This window comes from Sphingobium indicum BiD32 (assembly GCF_000382885.1).
GTDB classification, from domain to species: Bacteria; Pseudomonadota; Alphaproteobacteria; order Sphingomonadales; family Sphingomonadaceae; genus Sphingobium; species Sphingobium japonicum_C.
In genome coordinates, this window is the sequence record NZ_CAVK010000072.1 from 119,861 (window position 1) to 134,020 (window position 14,160).

11 protein-coding genes are annotated in these 14,160 nt (G+C 62.6%); 7 read left to right on the forward strand and 4 right to left on the reverse strand.

All coding sequences use genetic code 11. The features are described from left to right. Window positions 1-243: 243 nt before the first annotated feature. From EBBID32_RS08100 to EBBID32_RS08120, 5 genes are all read left to right on the forward strand, one after another. On the forward strand, window positions 244-486 hold the full coding sequence (locus tag EBBID32_RS08100; RefSeq protein ID WP_006953754.1) for a hypothetical protein: 243 nt from the start codon (window positions 244-246) through the stop codon (window positions 484-486). A gap of 91 nt (window positions 487-577) precedes the next feature. Beyond that, window positions 578-1,546, forward strand: a complete 969-nt coding sequence (locus tag EBBID32_RS08105; RefSeq protein ID WP_006953756.1) for a hypothetical protein — start codon at window positions 578-580, stop codon at window positions 1,544-1,546. Next, a complete protein-coding gene (locus tag EBBID32_RS08110; RefSeq protein WP_037489656.1) occupies window positions 1,543-1,896 on the forward strand; it encodes a DUF3768 domain-containing protein in 354 nt (117 codons plus the stop codon). Before EBBID32_RS08105 ends, EBBID32_RS08110 begins: the two co-directional genes overlap by 4 nt. Window positions 1,897-2,051: 155 nt before the next feature. After that, complete coding sequence (locus tag EBBID32_RS08115) at window positions 2,052-4,331, forward strand: nitric-oxide reductase large subunit (protein WP_006953760.1); 2,280 nt, start codon at window positions 2,052-2,054, stop codon at window positions 4,329-4,331. Between the two features lie 243 nt (window positions 4,332-4,574). After that, on the forward strand, window positions 4,575-6,269 hold the full coding sequence (locus EBBID32_RS08120) for an ATP-binding protein (RefSeq protein WP_231382146.1): 1,695 nt from the start codon (window positions 4,575-4,577) through the stop codon (window positions 6,267-6,269). 23 nt (window positions 6,270-6,292) lie between these two features. Here the strand turns inward: EBBID32_RS08120 and EBBID32_RS08125 are convergent, their stop codons facing one another. The 4 genes from EBBID32_RS08125 to EBBID32_RS08140 form a co-directional block, all read right to left on the reverse strand. Continuing rightward, window positions 6,293-8,779, reverse strand: a complete 2,487-nt coding sequence (locus EBBID32_RS08125; protein WP_006953763.1) for a sulfite reductase flavoprotein subunit alpha — start codon at window positions 8,777-8,779, stop codon at window positions 6,293-6,295. A 76-nt stretch (window positions 8,780-8,855) separates the two neighbouring features. Continuing rightward, the gene (locus EBBID32_RS08130; protein ID WP_006953765.1) at window positions 8,856-11,288 is read right to left on the reverse strand and encodes a TonB-dependent receptor; all 2,433 of its coding nucleotides are present in this window, start codon (window positions 11,286-11,288) and stop codon (window positions 8,856-8,858) included. A gap of 81 nt (window positions 11,289-11,369) precedes the next feature. After that, on the reverse strand, window positions 11,370-12,338 hold the full coding sequence (locus EBBID32_RS08135; RefSeq protein ID WP_037489659.1) for a FecR family protein: 969 nt from the start codon (window positions 12,336-12,338) through the stop codon (window positions 11,370-11,372). After that, a complete protein-coding gene (locus tag EBBID32_RS08140; RefSeq protein WP_006953768.1) occupies window positions 12,339-12,848 on the reverse strand; it encodes a sigma-70 family RNA polymerase sigma factor in 510 nt (169 codons plus the stop codon). A 410-nt stretch (window positions 12,849-13,258) separates the two neighbouring features. On the opposite strand from EBBID32_RS08140, the gene EBBID32_RS08145 reads away from it, so the two are divergent. Both EBBID32_RS08145 and EBBID32_RS08150 read left to right on the forward strand, forming a co-directional pair. Continuing rightward, on the forward strand, window positions 13,259-13,585 hold the full coding sequence (locus EBBID32_RS08145) for a hypothetical protein (RefSeq protein ID WP_037489662.1): 327 nt from the start codon (window positions 13,259-13,261) through the stop codon (window positions 13,583-13,585). A 146-nt stretch (window positions 13,586-13,731) separates the two neighbouring features. Continuing rightward, window positions 13,732-14,160: DUF736 domain-containing protein (locus EBBID32_RS08150; protein ID WP_037489665.1), on the forward strand; the 429-nt coding region annotated here is incomplete at its 3' end.

A 14,160-nucleotide genomic window follows, 5' to 3' on the forward strand; every position in this document is an offset into this window, starting at 1 on the left:
TGCCCTTCGGTCAGGAAAGTGAGCGCGGCCAGGAAGGCGAGCAGGATGACGATCCCACGCGGCACAACGAACAGCGGGGTATTCATCTCCAACGCCTCGAAATGATCTCCGAGACGCGCATCAGCATCCGGATCGCGACCGATGGACTAGCCCCTCTCTGGGCCTTCTCCATCGCACTTATCCGACAGTCTATCGATCCCGCAGACCGGGTGGCTGTCCCTCGTTCAGCACAGGAGTAATGCAATGTATGTCGTGTTCGAAATCCATGGCAGCCTTGAGGTGCCTCGAGGGACCCGGCTGGTCGACGGATCGTCCAATCTGTTCCGCCTCCCTACGGGCCAGATTGTTTCGGTCCATCCGGTGATCGAGATGGCCAGCGCCGCCGACAGCGACGACCACCGCGACCTCACGACGTCCGAGGCGACAGCGGTCGGAGTTCGGCTCGACCTATATGAGCGCGAATCCAGCCTGCTGGGCGATAGCTGACCCGGCCGCCCGAACATCGGCACGTCCGGGTGAAAGAGGAGGGGGAGGGGCCTCGTGCGCAGAAGGGCTGCGCGAGACTGGAGCAGAACCCGTGACGGCGATCAAACGTCCGGCGCTCGCCGCGCCGCCGCGCGACATCGACTATATTCGTATTGCCGAGCCGGCTCCTGTCGTGCTCGCCTATGGCATTGGCGTCGACAGCACGGCACTCCTCGTCGAGCTCGAAAGCCGCGGCACACCGCCCGACCTCGTGATTACCGGCGACCCGGGCGTCGAGAAGCCTGAAACCTATGCCTATCAGGAGATGATCGCCTCCTGGATGGCGGCGCGCGGTATCCGCTACGAGACCGTGCGCTATACGCCGCGGCGCTTCAAGCACTGGCCGCCCTATTATGACCTGCTGGCCAACGTCCTCACCAACGCGACGCTGCCGAGTATCTCGCTCGGGCGTCACTCGTGTTCGCTCAAATGGAAAGTGGCTCCGCAGGACGCTTTCCTCAAGGACTGGGCTCCGGCCAAGGCCGCCTGGCTGCGGGGCCAAAAGGTGATACGTCTCATCGGCTACGATGCCTCGCCGGCCGATACGCGGCGTTATACCCATGCGTCCACGATCGCGAACGATCTCTTCGAATGCCGCTACCCCCTGCGAGAATGGGGATGGGATCGCACCGCGTGTATTGCCCGTATCGAGGCTGCAGGTCTGCCGGTGCCACCCAAATCGAGCTGTTTCATCTGCGGAGCAATGAAACCCGGCGAAGTCCGCGCGCTCCCGGCCTGGTGCCTGAGGCTTATCGTCCTCGTGGAAGCGCGTGCGGCCCCGCGTCTGCATACCGTCGAGGGGTTGTGGCGCCGATCGACTTCGACCCGTCCAGGCCGGATGACGGACTTCATCCGCGCCGAAGAGCTTCTCCCTGCTGCCGACATCGACGCAATCATCCGCGATGCGCCTGCCGCACTCATCCGCTTCCAGGACGTCGCGGCGCACGTCCCGCTCCCCGAGCGACCGGCTATGGCGGAGTGGCTCGAGACCTTCAATGCCGGCTTCCTGAAGGTAGCATGACAGTTCCAGTCACCGAACGCATAGCCAGGCTCAACGATCGCTGCCGGCAAGGCCTCGATCCGACTGCGCGCATCATGGTTACGCGCAACTGCCTCGCCCGGCTTTCCGGCGACGGCGAGGGCATCGCCGAGGTCCTTGCCCAGGCTGAACTGCTCGCTTCAGTGCGGCGCTACGCGTTCCAGCCCGGAGATGGGCCCGAGCGTGATTTCGGGGTCTTTGACCTGCGGGGTCTGCGGATTCTCTTCAAGATCGATTATTATGACATGGCACTGGAATTCGGTTCCGAAGACCCGGCCGATGCCTCGGCCACTTGCCGCGTGCTCACCGTCATGCTTGCCGAGGACTATTGATCGCAGGCCCGATTGCGTCTGACCGAACATGGCACTGAGGATTCCCTTCAAAAAGGATGTCCTTGCATTCGCAAGTCTTTGCTTCGATCATCTAAACGACATTCGGCGTTACGGGCTGCAGCTAAGGGCAATTCTGAACAGAGGGGGTTTGGAGTATGCAAAGCTACCAAACGACATTCAGCATCAAGAGGCTGTGGATCATCCTGTCAGCCGGCATGGTCGTCATGTTCGGTATCCTGCTGTTGCTCGGCCAACAAATCTACCAGCAGGCTCCGCCCATTCCCGAAGCGGTGAAGGCGGCGAGCGGCGAAACCCTGTTCACCCACGCCGACATCGATTCGGGCCAGAGCATCTGGCAATCGATCGGCGGCATGGAGCAGGGCTCGATCTGGGGCCATGGCAGTTATCTCGCGCCGGACTGGAGCGCCGACTGGCTGCATCGGGAAGCAACAGCGCTCCTTGCCATGTCGGCTGCGCCGCCACCTGCTGGCCTATCCGCAACGCAGGTCGATGCGATGCGCAAGGCCGCGCTGCGGGAAGAGATGCGCGCGAACACCTATGACCCCGCGTCGGGGATCATCATGGTCAGCGACACTCGCGCCCGAGCGATCCGGCAGGTGCAGCAACATTTCGTCCGCTTGTATGCCGGCAGCGATCCGGCATCGCTCAAGCTGCGCCGCGACTATGCCTTTCCCGTCTACGGCCGCCTGTCGGTCGCCGAAGCCCGGCAGCTTAGCGCCTTCTATTTCTGGACGGCCTGGGGCGCGACCACGAACCGGCCGGGCCAGACCATCACCTATACCAGCAACTGGCCGCATGAGCCGCTGGTGGGCAACAGCCCGACCACCGGCACTTTGCTATGGAGCCTCGCGTCGGTTATTCTGCTGCTTGCCGCAGCCGGTGCCTTGGTCGCTTACTACGTCAAGCAATTCGACGTCTGGCGCAGCGATATCTTGCCGGAAGGCGGCATGGCGCAGTCCGATCTGCTGGGGCAGGCCGTCATCACGCCGTCGATGCGCGCCACGGCAAAATATTTCTGGGTCGTTTGCGCGCTGTTCATCGCGCAGGTTCTGCTCGGTATCCTCACCGCCCATTATGCGGTGGAGGGGCAAGGGCTCTACGGCCTGCCTTTCGCCGAATATCTTCCCTACACGATCACCCGCACATGGCACACGCAACTGGCGGTGTTGTGGATCGCCACGGCATGGCTGGCGACAGGATTGTATGTCGCGCCGCTGCTGGCCGGTCGCGATCCGAAATTCCAGCGGTTCGGCGTCAACTTCCTGTTTGTCAGCCTGCTCATCATCGTCATCGGCTCCTTTGCCGGGCAATGGGCGGCCGTTCACCGTTTCTTCGATAACCTGACCGCCAACTTCTGGTTCGGGCATCAGGGCTATGAATATGTCGATCTCGGCCGCTTCTGGCAGATCTATCTCCTGATCGGTTTGCTCCTGTGGGTTGGACTGGTCGTTCGTGCGCTGAAACCCGTCCTGCAGCAGGAAGGGAGCAAATCTCTCATTTACCTTGTGCTCGTGTCGGCGCTCGCCATCGGCCTGCTCTACGGCGCGGGGTTGATGTGGGGCCAGCACACGAACATCGCCGTGATGGAATATTGGCGCTGGTGGGTTGTGCACCTGTGGGTCGAAGGTATTTTCGAGGTATTCGCCACCGCCATCATCTCGCTCCTGTTCGTGCGGATGGGCATCCTGCGAACCGCCACGGCGACCGTCATGGTGCTGTTCGCCACGATCGTCTTCCTGTTCGGCGGGGTGCTCGGCACCTTCCACCATCTGTATTTCAGTGGAACGCCGACATCGGTGATTGCCATCGGCGCGATGATCTCGGCGCTGGAAGTGGTCCCACTACTGGTGGTCGGCTTTGAGGCCTATACCCGGTACAAGGTCGAGCATGAGGCCGAGTGGGAGCGGATCTATCACTGGCCGTTCATGTTCTTCGCGGCCGTCCTGTTCTGGAATCTGGTGGGTGCTGGTCTGTTCGGCTTCCTCATCAATCCCCCGATCGCGCTCTATTACATGCAGGGACTGAACACGACGGCCAACCACGGCCATGCCGCGCTGTTCGGTGTCTACGGGATGCTGGGGCTAGGGCTGACGCTCTATTGCATGAGGGGTTTGACCGACATCAGGGTGTGGAACCAGAAATGGATCAGAATCTCCTTCTGGTCGCTCAATATCGGCCTTGCGATGATGACCTTCCTGTCGCTGCTGCCACAGGGCGTTCTGCAAACCTATGCCAGCGTCGAGCATGGCTATGCTTATGCCCGCTCGGCCGAGTTCATCCATAGCCCGATCATGCAGGCGTTGGTCTGGGCAAGGGTTCCAGGCGATGTCGTCTTCGCCGTCGGCGTCTTTGCATTCGCATGGTTCATGTTCCGGGCCTTTCTGCCGGGCAAGAACGCGGTTTCGGACCGTTGAGAGGGACCGATTGGTCGGGCAGACAGGATACGCTTTGGTCCAAGCGATCTTCCGCCCCGTGATCGTGCGATGGGTCTGCCGCGGCGAAACCCAGAGGAGGAAGCCGAGCCGATCGCTCCGTCAAGGACAGGCATATCCACCGGATGGATACATGCCGGGCTGACGTCGGTCAGCCCGGCCCAGAACTATCGATCGACGAAATCCTTCGCGGTCCGGGCGAAAAGGAGAGGAGGACAGGGGTAGGTGAGCAGGTCCGCTCTTTCCCGGGAGTTCTTGATGCCCCTTCCAACCGCCATCCGCAGCCAGGTCGATCCCGCCGCTATCACCAAGGTTACGCGCCTCTTCAACAACACGCTCGGCGACGTGCTCACGGAACTGATCCAGAACGCCCGGCGGGCGGGCGCGAGCCTCGTCGATCTCGATGTCACGGATACCGAGACCGCTCGTTGGCTTCTCGTTCGCGACGACGGCGCGGGTATCGCGGACCCTGCCATCGTTCTGGCACTCGGAAAATCAGGCTGGGATGACGCGGTCGTGCGGCGCGAGGATCCCGCCGGCATGGGCGTGTTCAGCCTGGCCGGTCGCCATGTCGACATTCGCTCCTGCCCACGCTCGACAGGCGAAGGCTGGCAGATCGCGCTTGCGTCGGACGACTGGCAATCCGGCGCACCTATTTCGGTTGTCCCATGCGATCATCCGTTCGGAACGACCATTCGCGTGCGGCTCGAGGGCGACTGGGCCAACAATCTCGAGGCCGTGGTAAATGGCGCGGCGCGCTATTGCCCGATACCGATCCGGTTCAAGGGTAGCATACTGCCGCAGCAGGACTGGCTGGCGGGCGCCGCAACGATCGTGGAGGAGAACGGCATCCGGATCGGCCTGTTCAACGACACGGGATCCTCGCGCCATATGCCGCGGATCAACTTCCACGGCCTCACCGTTCCCTGCGCGCTCCCTTCGATCGACGAGAAGGATCGTAACTGGTGGGCGCGCGTGGATATCCTTGACGCCCCTGAACTCCAGCTCGTCCTTCCCGCGCGCAAGGAGATGGTCGAGAACGATGCGCTCGCCGCGCTTCGCGAAACCGTACGCCGCGCCATCTACCGCCATATCGGTTCGCTTGGCAGCCATCGCCTGACCTTCGCTCAGTGGACCGAGGCCGAGGAGCTGGGGATCGTCCTGCCTGAGGCGCAGCCTTTGCTGCGGGGATGGACCCCTGCCACCGCGGACATGAACAGCGAGTCTGGCGGACCCGGGCTCGTTTCAGCCGGCGATCTCGTGCTTTTCGAGCACTTCGGCGCGCCGCTCGAGCAATGCGCGGCGTTCGCGCTCGCCCGCGATGGTCGCCTCGAGGGGCGCCTGGCCGATCCCGACGAAGCGATGGCGGGATATGACTGGTACGATGCGCTTCCCCGGATCACGGCCTTGCGGTTCGAGATCGAGCGGGGTGGGGACACCCATGTATTCGACTGCACGCAGCTTCCCGGTCTCGAGAGCGGGCTGGTGGACCGGCTCAACCTGGTACTCGAACTCAGCAGGCCCCAGCCCGAAATGCTGATCGTCCCCGCACCCGTCGTCATCGAATATGACGACGGCCATTTCTGGAGCTTTGAGGAGGCGAACATCTTGCTCGCATCGCCCGGCGCCGTCTCGCCCGAGGAGCTGGTGGCCCTGCTCGAAGCCTCCTGCTTTTGCGCCAGCGACGATCGCGAGGCCGACAGCTGGGAGACCCAGAATAATCGCTTCCTGCTCGATGCCAGGGAAATGGCCACGCGGCTGCTGCTCGGCGACGATGCTGCACTCATTGAGCGTCTGCGCGCCATCATCGCCTACCGCGCCCAATGGTTCGTCCCCGAAGGCCGCCAATTCTCCGCGGTGATCGGCCGCGAGGCGATCGACATCCGCATCGAACCGATCAGCACGCTGGCGGCGGCGTGACCGGCAATTGACATGTGGTCAGATCAGTAAATATCCCGGCGATACTTGCCTTGCTCGGCCATCTGCTCCAACTTCATATCTCCGATAATATCGCGCAACACTCGATCGACAGCGGGCGCCATGCCCCGCACACTGCCGCAAACATAGATTGCCGCGCCTGCCTCGACCTGTTGCCGGACCATAGTGGCGGAAGCCGTCACCTTGTCCTGAATATAGCTTTGCCGGCCCGACAAACGCGACCAGGCATATTCAAGCACCTCAAGCGTGCCATTCGCGCGCAGGTCGCGTAATTCTTCGCCGTGAAGATCATCATGGTCCGGGTGCCGTTCGCCCCAGAACAGCCATGTCGGGCCGCCGCCGCTGACGGCCCTGTGTCGCAGATGCACCAGTAGACCGGCAAGGCCGGTGCCGTTGCCGATCAGGATCAGAGGTGTGGATGGGTCGGCAGGAGGATGGAAGGCTGGGTTGGACCTGATGCGTGCTCTGATGATTCCGCCCAGCGGGGCGATTTCGGTCAGCCAACCCGATCCCAAACCGAGAAAACCGTCTTCCGCCGTGCATTGGCGGACCAGTAATTCCACGCGCCTCGATTCCATAATGGAAGCGATTGAATATTCGCGATGGGCAAGCGGCCTGAACCGCGCGGGATCGAACGGCCCGTCCACGCAGTCTGGCAAGACGCTCGCCTCCAGAACCACACGCGGCGCAATCGCGACATCCTCCGGCGTGGCGGCCAGGAAGGCATCGATCCGGCGGGGATCATGCCGGGGTTCTACCTCCAATATGTCACCCGGCGACCATCGAACGAATCCCGGTGACAAAGGTTCAAGCGCGATATGGAAGGCTGGCCCGCCGCCGCTGCAGGGATTGAGCAGCCGCCGCTCGACCAGGCGCCAATCCTCCATTGGCGCGCTAGCCCAATCCGGCTGATCCGCCCGCGCACCAAGCCCGGCAAGCTGCTGCTTCCAACGACGCTGCGCGTCGGGATCGTCCCCGTCCAATTCAACAAGGTCGAACAATCGCTCCGCGCCGCTTTCGTGCAGCCACCGATCAAGCCGATGGCCGAAGGCGCAGAAGTCGTCATATTCGCGGTCACCCAGAGCAAGCACTGCATAGCGGATGCTGGATAGGTCGCGGTGCGATGCCATCATTTTCCGGGCGAAAGACCGTGCCACGTCCGGCGGCTCGCCATCGCCATAGGTGCTGGCGACGACCAACAGCCGCTCGGCATGACCAAGCGTCGCCTCGTCAAGTCGCACGAGCGGGAGCACGGCCGCTCCGGGTAAGGCCTCGGCGGTCAGGCGGGCGATCCGCTCGGCGGTCCCGGTCTGGCTGGCGAAGGCGACCAGCGTGGTGGCCTCTGAAACGGGCGGCGCCTCGGTCGTCGCATTGTCCGTGACAAGGGCAAGCGCGCGTTTGCGGCGGCGTCGCGCGAGATAGAGAAGGAGGCCGGTTACAGTGAAAAGCGGCATCGTCAGGCTGGCGAGTGTGATGCCGATGCGGCCCACCAAGCCGAAATAGGCGCCTCGATGAATCTCGAAGATACTGGTCACGATGTCCTGGCCCAGTGTCCGTTTCGCATAGGGGAGCACCGACAAGGCCTCGCCGGTCACGCCGTCGATCGTCAACTCGTCGGACACCCGGTCATGCCGCGCACCGGGCAGCTTGGCGCGAAACTGCACCTCGCCATTGTCGCGTATCGTTGCGGTGACGGACTCGTAGTTTCGGCCGGCAGTTGTGCGCTCGAACCCGTCCCACGCTATCGCGAAGTCAGCGGGCGCTTTGCGGTCTCCGTCCCGGCGCTTTGGTCCCATGTCCACGGCTTCGGCCGCCAGCAGATGATTTACGCCGTCGCGATACCAGCCATAGGACCACCACAGGCCGGTCGACGCGCTGACCAGATAAAAGATGAGGACCCAGCCCCCAACGGTCGCGTGCAGGGCGCGATGGAGGTTGCGGCCGGTCTTGCGCAGATCGAGCGTTAGCCAGACGCGCCAGTCGAACGGCCGTTTCGGCCAACGCAGATAAAGACCCGATAGCGCGAAATAGACGAGGGCGATCGCCGAGACGCCGGTGATCTGCCTGCCGATCCCGTTGCCGCTACCGGGCAAGGCTAGCCAGCGGTGCAAGCGGGTGACCGCGTCGAAGAAGCCATGTCGCCGCCCTTCGCCGAGCAGCTTGCCGGTCCCGGGATCTACATAGCTTGTGCCGCGCTTGTTGGAGGCTTTATCGACATAGCTTACCCAGGCTGCCTTCGCCGGGTCGCGGTCGAAGATAAGGCGCGTCATCCGCGTGGCGGGCTCTTGCGCCTCGATCCGCCGCGCCAACTCCGTTGGCGCGAGTAGAGGTGTGTCGACGGGGTCGACTGTGGCCACACCCGGATTGAGCGCCGCAAGTATCTCGTCCTCGAAGCTGATAAGTGCCCCGCTCACTCCCATGACCGCTAGCACGAAGCCGGCTGTGATGCCGAGAATCCAGTGCAGTTGAAACAGCAGGGTTCGAAACATCATGCCTTCCAAGGCGGGCGGCGCGGGTGGCGGTTACGGAATGTGTAAAAGCCGCCCCCGGCCGGCAGCAACGCTCCCGTCAAAAGCTCATTCCAAGGGACACCCGAACGGTCCTGGGAGCGCCGCGTGTGAGGAAACCGCGCGAGGCCGACTGCCAGTAGGAATTTCCCGTGGCATTCTCGACATTGGCGCGCGCGGTGTAGCGATTCCCGCCAACTTCGAAAGCGTAGCGTACACCTAGGTCGATCCGATCCCAACTATCGATCGGCCTCAGATTTCCGGCATCATAGAATTGCCTGCCCGTGTACGCGTAGTTTGCATTGATTGCGAAACCGGGCAACGCTCGAGGGGCATATTCGCCGAACAGATTGAACTGCCATTTCGGCATACCGATCGGACGCTTGCCATCGGTCAGCCCGCCTGAGGTTCCTTTTTGCTTCGCATCCGAGAACAGGATGCCACCAAGCAGTGTCAACTCCTCGGTAGGCTTGCCTGATACGTTGAACTCGATGCCCTTGTTGATGCTATCGCCATCAAGGACGTACAGGTTCGTCGTAGGCTGGACATAGCCGAAAGGCTGGTTGATCCGGAACAGGGCGAGGCTCGCGGTTAGCGGCCCCAATATGAGCTTGGATCCAAGCTCATATTGAGTGCTGACGAACGGTGCGAAGACCGTTCCGTTGTTCGCTGATCCTGCTGGCGCGAAGAGACCGGGCGTCAGGCCTTGCGAAAAGCTACCGTAGATCGACCAATTCTCCTTCGGCTTGACGACGAGGCCGGCGGCATAGGTTGTCTTCGATTCGTCATAATCGTTCAGTTGATTGCCGGTCACCCGGTCGAAGTTCGTCATCCTGACGTTCTGACGCCGAACGCCGAGCGTGAGCAGCACGCGATCGTTGAAGGCCGAGATCGTGTCGGCAACCGCGATGCCGCGCAGCTTGCGATCATTCGCATGACGCATGTCGTGGAATTGTGCGGCCACGGCGTCGGTAAACATCGCGGCCGGGCGTGGCACATAGACCGGATCGTAGAGATTGTTTGTGAATGTTGGAATCGCCGCGAAGGGAAGCGGTCCCAAGCCCTTGATGTAGAGGGTTGTCGCGGCAGCAACGAAATTATGGCGGATCGGCCCGGTTCGAAAAACCGAACGAAGCGCAATCTCGCCCGTGTTGTTTTCGCTTGCGCTGCCAAAAAGGCTGTACCTCGACGTGAAGTCGCCGGCCGCAGAGATAATTTGCCCCTGCATGTACCGATACTCCTCGACGAATTCGAGATATCCGTATCTTGCCGAAATCGTCGTCTGGGGGAGGATTTCATAGCTGGCGCCGAGGACGAAGCTCTTGCTCTCCGTATTCGTGCGCGTCCAGGGCTGACCATAGTTCACCTTCGAATCGGGCGCATCGGGAATTTGGAAGCCCCCGGCCGCGGTTAGATGATGGTCCTGGCCCTTGATGGTTTCGGACGAGTAAAGGAAATCGGCCGTCAATTTCAAACCGCCCGCCTCGTAGTCCAATGCTAGGCTGGCCACGTCGGCGCGCCGATTGGCATAATCCAGAGCGAGGTCGCCGGCATAATGGGCGGCATTCAAGCGTGCCCCCATCTGTCGGTCGGCACCGAACCGGCCGCCAAGATCGATGTTTCCACCGAACTGGCCATCAGATAGATAGGCAATCGTCGCATCGAGCGTGCGCCGTGCTTCAGCACGCTTGGGGACCAAGTTGATCATACCGCCGATGTTGCCGAAAGGCGCAACGCCGTTGATGAGGGCATTTGGTCCCTTGAATATTTCCACCTTGCTAAAGGGCTCGATCGGAATGCGTCGAAGCGGCAGCATCCCATAGAGGCCTTCGAGGGCGACTTCCGATGCAAACAAGGGGAATCCTCTGAGCACGAATTGCTCGCTCTCGCTGCTTGCCGATAGGTTGCTGCGCACCGATGGGTCGCTGGCTGTCACATCAGTGATGGTGCGCGCTTGCCGGGTCTCGAACCATTCCTGAGTATAGGGGGTTATCGAAAAAGGCGTGTCTATGACTTCCTGTTTGCCAAAGAGGCCCGCTTGGGCATCGCGGGAGATAAAGCCGGTAACGACGATATCCTCCTTCTCGGGCGCATCCGTTTCGGCTTCTGTGGGCGGCTTTGCCAAGGGCCTTGCGGCGCGGGGAACCGGGATTCGCGTTTGTGAAATGGGAGAACGTGCGATTGTGAATCCACCACGTCCATCGGGCCGCGCGGTAAAGCCGCTCCCGGCAAGCAGCCTGTCGAGCGCCTGGGCCGGGGTGTAGGTGCCGCGCAGGCCGGCGGAGCGGCGACCACGCACCAGGGCCGGGTCGAACACGATCATCACGCCGGTCTTGCGGCCAAGTTGGGCGATGGCATTGCCGAGCGAGCCTGCGGGAATGTCGATGTCCCGCGCAGCCTGTACCGTCTGCGCCTGCGCAGGCGCAGGAAAAGCGCCAATTCCCGCTGCCAGGATCGCAACAGCCGCCGCCCCATACATTTTCTTGAACTTCATCACCCGCAATACCCCTATTCAAACGCCGCTTCACAAAGGGGGACGGGCGAGTTTAAAAATCGGGAACCCAAAGGCGCAAAATTATTTCGCGCGGCTCACCACGGGAAAACCGTCCTGAGCGCGGGACAGGCGCAGGCCGGTCAAGCGTACAATGCCATCAAGCGCGCGGTCGGAATCGGCCAGTGGGAAGCTGCCCGACACTCTGACGCCAGCCAACTCGTCGGCATCGAAGCGAACCGGCTGCCGGCGATAGCGGTTGAGTTCGAGCAGCACGCCCGCGACGGGCTGGTCGTCGACCGCGAGCCAGCCTTCTGCCCAGATCGCCGCCGTCCCGGGATCGATCCGGCCGAGACGGGAGAGCCTCCCCTGTTCCAGGCGCACCTGATCGCCCGGTGAGAGATCGGAGCACGTTTCGGGACTGGCTTTTGCCGGACACACCCGCACGTTGGACTCGATCACGGTGACGGTGGTCGCATCCTCGTCCCGGCGCACAATGAAGGCTGTCCCGAGCGCGGTCGCGGTGCCGTCGCGGGTTTCTACGACGAATGGCCGCGCTTCATCCTTCGCCACCCGCGCCAGGATTTGCCCCCGGAACAGCGTGACGGTCCGGTTTGCGTCATCGCGGCGGAAATCCAGCGCCCCATCGGTGTCGATGGTGAGGCCGCTGCCATCGGCGAGCGTCACCGTGCGCTGCTCGCCGCGCGCTGTCTTGTAATCGGGGAACCAGGCCCGGACGGTCAACGACTGTGCCGCGAGCCAACCGCCGCCGACGAGTAGGACCAGTCCGAGCGTGAAGCCGCCGAACCATCGACCCTTACGGGACCGCCGTTCAAGCACAGTCTCGATCGTCTCGCGACCGATGTCGTCGGTGCTGTCGAACTGTGCGTCGAGACCGCGCATCCGGTCCATTGCGAGACGATGCAGGGGATGTTCGCGGCACCATGCCTCGCAAGCGTCGCGATCGTTCTGGGTCGCTTGATCGGTCGCGAACTGGGCAGCCCAATAGGCTGCCTGCTCGATCATTTCGGGAGTCGGGCGCTGCGTTGTCACTCAGTCAGGATAGGCGAACGCGTAGCAATGTGCATAGACCTGCACGACGTAGCGTTTGACCATGCGTTCCGACACGCCGAGCGCCTTGGCCGCATCGGCATAGCGCAGGCCGTCGAAACGGATCATCATGAAGGCTCGCCGCGCTTTGTCGGGCAGGGTTTCGAGTAAGCGCAAGATCGCATCGAGGAGCTGCGCAGCTTCGGCGACGCGCGCGGGCGTCAGGTGGTCGGCATCGCCCATTCGCTCGGCATGAACCGCAAGATAGGCCCGTTCGACCTCGCGGTGGCGTATGTCGTCGATCAGGATGCGTCGCGCCACGGTGGAGAGATAGTTGCGCGGGTCGCGAACAGGCGCGCCCTCGTTCGTCTCAAGGACGCGGCAGAAGGTGTCCTGGGCGAGATCGGCGGCACGGTGGGAGCAGCGGGTATGCCGGCGCAGCCACTCCCGTAGCCAATCGCCGTGTGACGCATAAAGCATCCCGACATCGATGGTTGTTGCGGCGGCCGACACTTACGACAACTCCCTGATGAGCAACTCGGCAATCATCAGGCGGTGTCACCGAGATGGGATGCAAACAGTCCATAGTTGTAATGCAATCAATTCGCAATAGCATATCGCTCATATTGTTGTTGCACTCACATGTGGAGCAACGCCTGATCTCTACTGTGCAGCGCACAGGCTTTTTCGCTTTCGCGGCTGTATCCCGGCACCGGGCATAGCATGATGCCTCCATGGGTCCCATCAAAGCCGTCGAGCCGACCGAACGGGTGCAGTGCGAGCGGCGATTGACCACCTGCGCTGCGCGCGTAATCTTCTTGCCAAGAGCGGCGCCCCGCGCGCCGCCGCTGCCGTCCGCAAGGCGTTGAGGAGCGCCGAAGCGCAGCCCGTCATGTCGATCATCGCATTCGCAGGAGCCCATCATAAGCCGCTATGAACTCAAACCCAGGAATGGGAGTGGCATCATCAAGGTGGCCGTCGGCTGGGATCGTCCCCTCCAGACATTCTTCGCACAGGTGTTCTCGCCCACCGATGCGGAGCCCGAGGAAGGTGAGGCAACGATCTGGGTCGGCACCGAGCCGGGCGAACTGCCGACCCCCGAGGCCGCGATCCGGGTGGTCGAAGCGTATGCCGACATTCCCGAGACGCTCGCGACGCGTCTCTTAGCGGACATGACCGCTACCGTGGGTGTCAAAGATGGCGCCCACCAGGTCGAGGCCAAGCAGCGCCTGTTCGGATCGCTTCACTGAACTCTGGTCGATTCCGAGGCCGCGGTAGCGGGCCTCGGATATGGCGCTTCTCGCGCCTGCTCGGCCGAACGGCCGAGGAGAGGAGTGGGAGAGGGGAAGGTGTCTCGAGCACTTGAGTTCGAGGCCATACTCACGGAGACTTTCCCATGAACATCGGTACGATCAAGCAGAATGAAGCCGGCATTTTCGTTGGCAAGATCGCGACGCTGACGATTGCGATGACGCTGGCGCTGCGCGAGGTGCACTCGTCCAATCCGAAGGCGCCCAAGTTCGAGGTGCTGGCGCTGTCGGCCTCACGGGCGTGGGTGCAGGTGGGGGCGCTGTTCGAGCTGTTCTCGAACGGCACGGGCGAGGCGTTCCTGAACGGCAAGATCGAGGACCCGAGCCTGGCCGCGCCGCTCTACGTCTCGGCGTTCCGGCAGGAGGACGGCAGCTACAACGTCGTCTGGTCGCGTCCGACGCGCCGGCGCGACCTTGCCTCGGAGATGGCGCCCAAGGCCGACGACGGCCTGCCGCCGCTGCCTGGTGCCGACGAGCCCGCTCCGTCCGGTCAGCCCGCCGAGGCCGGCCTCGGT

Coding starts and splice junctions, on each gene's coding strand:
- EBBID32_RS08130 (WP_006953765.1), bottom strand. CDS start 11,288: ATGAAGTTCAAGAAAATGTATGGGGCGGCGGCTGTTGCGATCCTGGCA.
- EBBID32_RS08125 (WP_006953763.1), bottom strand. CDS start 8,779: ATGATGTTTCGAACCCTGCTGTTTCAACTGCACTGGATTCTCGGCATC.
- EBBID32_RS08115 (WP_006953760.1), top strand. CDS start 2,052: ATGCAAAGCTACCAAACGACATTCAGCATCAAGAGGCTGTGGATCATC.
- EBBID32_RS08100 (WP_006953754.1), top strand. CDS start 244: ATGTATGTCGTGTTCGAAATCCATGGCAGCCTTGAGGTGCCTCGAGGG.
- EBBID32_RS08110 (WP_037489656.1), top strand. CDS start 1,543: ATGACAGTTCCAGTCACCGAACGCATAGCCAGGCTCAACGATCGCTGC.